Raw genomic sequence first — 6,148 nt, 5'->3', positions numbered from 1 at the left:
TGGCACCGGGGAAAAAGGATAAAGAGATATCGTGCAGAATTTCGCGTTTGGGTGGAACGACCTTGCTCACGCGATTCATGGTATAGACAAATTGCGCCATGTTGACTCCAGAGAAATTAGCGACAAGCCACTGTGGGGAGGTCTAGAAACAGTGGGGAAAGGTACCGAAAGCGGGTGGCTTGCGCAATGATTTTAAGTGTATGGGTGGGATTAGTCCCAGCTGCTTGATGGTCAACGCTGTTGCGAAAACCCGTGGGTGTGCAGTAGGCATTTTTTTTGAAGTCTTTTCCGTGCTTGGCAAATTATTGGTTCGGAAAATTTAATTCCAACAAAATGCCGTGAGGGTCGCGGGTAAAAATTTGACACAGACCGGTTTCGGCGCGATCAATGACTGAAAAATCCGCGTCGATACTTTGCAGGCGCGCAAGTACGGTTTCTTTGCCGGTACAATTTAAGGCGACATGATGCAGTGCGCCGGTGCCGGTGCCGGTGCCGGTGCCGGTGTTTGGGCTGTCGCGATTGAGTAAATGGATAATGGCATTGCCATTGTGATCGCAAAGCCAGCGGGCTTGGTCAGCGGGGCGCATCGCCGGACTCTCTTTGAGGTCCAGTAATTTAATATAAAAAGCAGCGCTGGCATCCAAGTTCTGGGTGCAGATATTAATGTGATCTAAACCATTGACGCGCATTTTAAGCCTCCGGTTTTAAGCTCTTCGCCATGAGTTGTAATGCGTCGCGACGGGGTAATGAAAGCAGCATGTCGAAGCTGGCTTTATAGTGCTCGCTAGGGATGTAGGTGGGGCCGTTTTTAAGATTGGCCAGTGCTAGTTCAGCGACATCATCCGGTGCCATAAGATTTTGCAGGGTGCGTGGGTCTATGCCTTGCAGCGCAGGTGCTTCGGTGTCGGTAGCGCCGGGGCAGAGGGTGAGTACGTCAATGCCCGCTTCTCTGAACTCTCCCCAAAGTCCTTCGCCAAGACTGACGACCAGCGCCTTGGTGGCGGCATAGGCGGTGGAGTAGGGACAGCCGATTAAGCCTTCCACTGAACTGGTAAATACAATGCCACCTTTACCCCGAGCGCGTAGCGCCGGAAGAAAGCCGTGGGCTAATTGCATTGGTGTGTGACAGTTGACCATTAGCATATCGGCCATTTGCTGGGCGTTGGTATTGCTGAACTCGCCCTTTAAGCCGAAGCCAGCGTTGCTGATCACCAGACCTATATCCATGTCGGTGGTCGCAGCAATGATCTCGGCTGCGGCGTTGGGTTTCGCCAAATCACTTTCATGCACGGTTACCGATATATTGTGGTGCTGACGTAATTCGGCAGCCAAAGCTTCCAGTCGATCTTTGCGCCGGGCAACGAGGACAAGGTTTAGGCCCCTGCGGGCCAATAACATGGCAAAGGATTTTCCAATGCCAGAGGAGGCGCCGGTGACCACCGCCGTTGGGCCATAAAGGTTTTGAAATTCGTTCATCTGTATATGCCCTAATTATTTTTCTACTCGCTCATATTAGCAAAGCGGCTGGCACGCCAAAGCTAAAAGGCTGTCTGGCGTTACTGATGGCTTGAATACGATGTTTTTGGGATTGATTTAGCCGCCAAATATATCTTTGGTGGCGGCATCAATCGCTAAAATTCGGGCGCGGCGCATGGCGGGTGAGTTGGGGGCATAGCCCGCTTCGTCCTCGGTTTGTCCCCAGTTGTGAATAGGGCCGTGTGGCAGTTGCGCTAGGCCAACTTTGGCAACCTCATCGGGAGAGGCCAAGTCGTCGGGAATGGGTAGCTTATTTTTGGCCAAGGTTGCTCGCAAAGCAGGAGTGTCGGTGCGCCCTAAAATCAGGTTTAGCACATCGACGCCGTGGGGTTTGAGCTCTGCCCATAGGCCTTCACCAAAGCATAAATCGAAAGCTTTGGTGCCGGAATAAACGGCCATATAGCTGGCTCCGCTGTAGCAACTGCCGGAGCCGACCAGAATAATGCCGCCGCGTTTGCGCTGGCGCATTTGCTGGCCAAAGTGGTGGCAGTTACGGATCACCGTGCTTACGTTGCGGTTTGCCTGTTCAATCCACTCTTCAATGGGGCGATCGAGAAAGTGGGTGTTGGTGGTGTCAGCACCGGCGTTATTGATAAATAGGCCGACTTCGCGGTCGCCAACGGCGGCGGTAATTTGCGTCAGTGCATTGGCGGCGCTGAGGTCTACCGAGGCGGTGACGCATTCAATGCCGTAGTCGCGACGCAATTCCGTGGCGAGTTCATTCAGGGGGGGCGGTGCGCCTAGCGATTAAGACGCAGTTCAGGCCTTGTTCGGCAATGTGCTGCGCAAACGCGCGGCCGGTACCTTCCGAGGCACCTGCGATAAGCGCCCACGGGCCGTAGCGGTCTTTAAAATTCATTTTTTACTCCTGGCGCTAGCAGGCGCTACTGTGATTATTTATATTATTAGGCAGCAGTGTTGAATATTTATCAAGTAGGGGAATAATATGACAGATCTGCAGGGGTGCGGAATATCGGCTAGAGCGGGGCGCGTCTGCGGCTATTTGCGATTACTTCAAAACTTTTAAAAGAAGGCCAATAATAATGAGTAGTTCAGAAGGTTTACAAAGTCTCGTGGACAAGCAAGCGATTAGCGAGCAGATATACCGCTACTGTCGCTCAGTTGATCGCCTAGATATTCCGCTAGGGCACGCCGTATGGCACCCAGACGGTGTGGCCGATTACGGCGACGTATACTGCGGTGATGGTCGCGGGGTTATCGACTTAATCTGCGCCCAGCATCAACACACCCTTTATCATTCTCATCAAGTTTCTAACATTCTTATTGAGCTTAATGGCGATCGCGCTGGCAGTGAATCTTACGTTACGGCTAATTTGCGCATACAGCATGGTGATGCGCTAAAGCAAATGACGGTGTGGAGTCGCTATATCGACACTTGGTCGCGCCGCGCCGGGGTTTGGGCCATCGACAAGCGTATTGCAGTTCGGGATTTTGATGAAATACGCGATGTAGTCCCCTTAGGCAAAGTCGCGAGTGAAGGGCGTCGTGATCACCGCGATGTGTCTTATACGACCTTGCCTGCCAGTGTCGTTTAATCACCTGATTAGAGTTCGCTCGGAGAATGAGTAGATGAAAGCTGCGTATTTTTTGGATGGTGAGGTGCATGTTGGGGAGATGCCGGACCCAACGCCGAGCAAGGGTCAAGTCTTGGTTCGTACCCACAGTTGTGGTCTATGCGCTTCAGATACCCATTTTTTGCATGCAGGGCAGGCGGTTATTGACTTATCCAAGGAGTATGGCGGTCCGTATGCAAGCTTAGATTTGGCACAAGCCTTTGTGCCGGGGCATGAGTATGTAGGCGAAGTCATTGACTATGGTCCCGACAGCAAACGCGCCATTAGCCCGGGCCGCAAAGTTACGTCGATACCAATTATGCGGCAGTCCGGCACTCACGCGGTGGTTGGTTTTAGCAATAGTTGCCCGGGCGGCTTCGGTGAGTATATGTTGCTCGACGAAGACTTTGTTATGGAAGTGCCGGCGGGTATGGATGACGCTATGGCGGCGATGACGGAACCGCTGGCCGTGGGCTTGGAGCACGCCCGTCGCGGCCTGCCAGTCAGTGGTGATGTGCCTTTGGTTATTGGCTGTGGGGCGATTGGTTTAGGGGTTATCGCCGGTTTGAAATTGGCCGGTATCGCACCCATTGTGGCTGCCGACTTTCACAAGAGTCGCCGAGACCTGGCGTTAAAAATGGGCGCCGATATTGTCATTGATCCACGCGAGCTATCGCCCTATGAACCTATTGCAGATCTGGGGATGCGGCAGGTCAATCTGGTGTATGAATGTGTCGGCGTGCCCGGCTTGCTGCAGAAAATCATTCAATCGGTCAGTTTTGGTGCTCGCATTGTCATGGGTGGCTATTGCATGGAGCCGGAGCAGTTGCTGGTGTTTGCGGCCCAGAACAAGCGTTTAACGGTGCATTTTGCCGCTGGCGAAGAGCCTCAAGATATGGAGTTGGCGTTGCGCTCAATAGACAATGGCAAGGTCGATGTTAGTGCTTGGATTGGCGCCCGCATTGGATTGGGCGGCGTCGCGCAGGCCCTTGCTGAAATGTCTGGCCCGCAGGCGCCGGTTCGCACGGTGGTTGATCCGCGCAAGCTTTAATCCCCCCACGACGCGCTAGTGCTATTGCCTCAGCGGGGGACTGGCGCTATTCTGCCTTGGTATTGGTTGGCATCTGCTGGCAATCGATAGCCATGGAATGGTGTGCTTAATTGTCGTTTTGATATTCCTTGTGTTTGCCTGCTTGTTGATTCTAAAGGCTAATTTTCTGCGCCTGCTGTTTATTGCCGGCGGATCATCGCGCTATGTTCGGGTGCTAGTGCTGACGTCGGGTCGTAAGATCCTCGGCGTAACTCAGGTTTATTTATGTCCGCTTATGGGGCTGACACAGAGGGAATTCATGAAATTCAATATCGGTGTTTGCTGTGATAAATGCGATTGCACCACGCATTGCCGGCTCCCCCTATTTAATCAGCCCTCCCAACCGTGGACGTTTCGCTGTGCAGCATGTGGGTCTGTGTTTGAAATTACGATGAACTCAAATGAAGACATCTCCAAAGTCGTTACCCAGGTGCGTGGTGCCAGTAAGGTATTTGAAAGGTGGATTTGAACTCGGTCGCGGCGGTAAATAATTTTGCTATCTTATCGGGCATTGAACAGGTGTTTGTCGCCGATTGTATTGAGAACTACTGTCTATAAAGACCGGCTTGTTTCCCGTTCGTCATTGTTATTCTTGTAGCAACATTAAACGGTGCCGATAACGCGCATTTATTGTACAATGCGCGGCTTTTCAGAGCCTGTGTGTGCCTCGGGGGTAGTGATGTTTAGTAAAGAGATGACAATTGCCGGATTTGACGATGAAATTTGGTCTGCGATCCAAGAGGAAGAAGTGCGTCAGGAAGAGCACATTGAACTGATCGCCTCAGAAAACTACACCAGCCCCGCTGTTATGCAGGCTCAGGGTACTGTGCTGACCAATAAATACGCTGAGGGCTACCCCGGTAAGCGTTACTACGGTGGCTGCGAGTACGTAGATAAGGCCGAAACACTGGCTATTGATCGCGCAAAAGCTCTGTTCGGCGCGGACTACGCCAATGTTCAGCCTCATTCAGGCTCACAGGCCAATGGCGCGGTATACCAAGCTTTGGTGTTGCCGGGTGAAACCGTGTTGGGCATGAGTCTAGATGCGGGCGGTCATTTGACCCACGGTGCTAAGCCTAATTTCTCAGGCAAAACCTATAATGCCGTTCAGTATGGCCTAAACAATGAAACCGGCGAAATCGACTACGCCCAGGTTGAGGCGCTGGCCCTTGAGCACAAGCCCAAGATGATCGTTGCTGGTTTCTCCGCGTATTCAGGTATTGTCGACTGGGCGCGTTTCCGTGAAATCGCCGATATGGTTGGCGCCTATCTAATGGTAGATATGGCCCACGTTGCCGGCCTGGTTGCTGCAGGTATCTACCCCAATCCGATTCAATATGCTGACGTAGTGACAACCACTACCCACAAAACCCTGCGGGGTCCACGCGGTGGCCTGATTTTGGCCAAGGCCAATGCCGAGATCGAGAAAAAGCTCAACTCCGCAGTATTCCCCGGTGGTCAGGGTGGCCCTTTAATGCATGTTATTGCTGCGAAGGCCGTTAGTTTTAAAGAAGCGATGACCCCTGAGTATGTTACTTACCAAAAGCAGGTTGTGACTAACGCTAAGGCAATGGCCAAAACCTTTATTGGTCGCGGCATTAATATCGTGTCTGGCGGTACTGAAAACCATCTGATGTTGGTTGATCTCATTGGCAAATCCTACACCGGTAAAGACGCCGATGCTGCTTTGGGCGCTGCCAACATCACCGTAAACAAAAATGCCGTACCTAACGATCCTCGCTCACCGTTTATCACTAGCGGCCTGCGTGTTGGTACACCTGCAGTGACTACTCGCGGTTTTAAAGAAGCCGAGTGTGTCGAGTTGGCGAACTGGATGTGCGACGTGCTTGAGGCATTGGAAGCTGGCGATGCGACAGCCAAAATCGAAGAAGTGAAAGTTAAGGTGCTGGAAATCTGTAAGCGCTATCCCGTATACGCTTAATGCTGG

Annotated in this window: 7 protein-coding genes; 3 read left to right on the top strand and 4 right to left on the bottom strand. The window is 52.3% G+C overall.

Annotated elements, in window-relative coordinates; all coding sequences use genetic code 11:
* Nucleotides 1-302: 302 nt before the first annotated feature.
* The 4 genes from ABYT30_RS14145 to ABYT30_RS14130 all read right to left on the bottom strand — a co-directional run bounded on the left by ABYT30_RS14145 (nt 303) and on the right by ABYT30_RS14130 (nt 2,395).
* Entirely contained in the window at nt 303-689 is a 387-nt protein-coding gene (locus tag ABYT30_RS14145) for a VOC family protein (protein WP_373097130.1), read from the bottom strand.
* Between the two features lies 1 nt (nt 690).
* Nucleotides 691-1,476: an SDR family NAD(P)-dependent oxidoreductase gene (locus ABYT30_RS14140; protein ID WP_373097128.1), complete on the bottom strand. Its 786-nt coding sequence runs from the start codon at nt 1,474-1,476 to the stop codon at nt 691-693.
* Between the two features lie 117 nt (nt 1,477-1,593).
* On the bottom strand, nt 1,594-2,262 hold the full coding sequence (locus ABYT30_RS14135; protein WP_373097132.1) for an SDR family NAD(P)-dependent oxidoreductase: 669 nt from the start codon (nt 2,260-2,262) through the stop codon (nt 1,594-1,596).
* A complete protein-coding gene (locus ABYT30_RS14130) occupies nt 2,255-2,395 on the bottom strand; it encodes a hypothetical protein (RefSeq protein WP_373097126.1) in 141 nt (46 codons plus the stop codon). Before ABYT30_RS14130 ends, ABYT30_RS14135 begins: the two co-directional genes overlap by 8 nt.
* Before the next feature lie 184 nt (nt 2,396-2,579).
* On the opposite strand from ABYT30_RS14130, the gene ABYT30_RS14125 reads away from it, so the two are divergent.
* From ABYT30_RS14125 to glyA, 3 genes are all read left to right on the top strand, one after another.
* Nucleotides 2,580-3,092 carry a nuclear transport factor 2 family protein gene (locus ABYT30_RS14125; protein ID WP_373083267.1) on the top strand — a complete coding sequence of 171 codons (513 nt, stop codon included), beginning with the start codon at nt 2,580-2,582 and terminating at the stop codon, nt 3,090-3,092.
* Nucleotides 3,093-3,126: 34 nt separating this feature from the next.
* Nucleotides 3,127-4,161 (top strand): zinc-binding dehydrogenase, encoded by a 1,035-nt coding sequence (locus ABYT30_RS14120; protein WP_373097124.1) that lies wholly within the window; start codon nt 3,127-3,129, stop codon nt 4,159-4,161.
* 718 nt (nt 4,162-4,879) lie between these two features.
* The gene (glyA, locus tag ABYT30_RS14115; RefSeq protein ID WP_373083270.1) at nt 4,880-6,142 is read left to right on the top strand and encodes a serine hydroxymethyltransferase; all 1,263 of its coding nucleotides are present in this window, start codon (nt 4,880-4,882) and stop codon (nt 6,140-6,142) included.
* Nucleotides 6,143-6,148 lie beyond the last annotated feature (6 nt).

Origin of the sequence: Zhongshania sp., from assembly GCF_041623545.1 — a bacterium.
Taxonomy (GTDB): Bacteria; Pseudomonadota; Gammaproteobacteria; order Pseudomonadales; family Spongiibacteraceae; genus Spongiibacter.
This window is presented reverse-complemented; position numbering and strand designations above follow the sequence as displayed.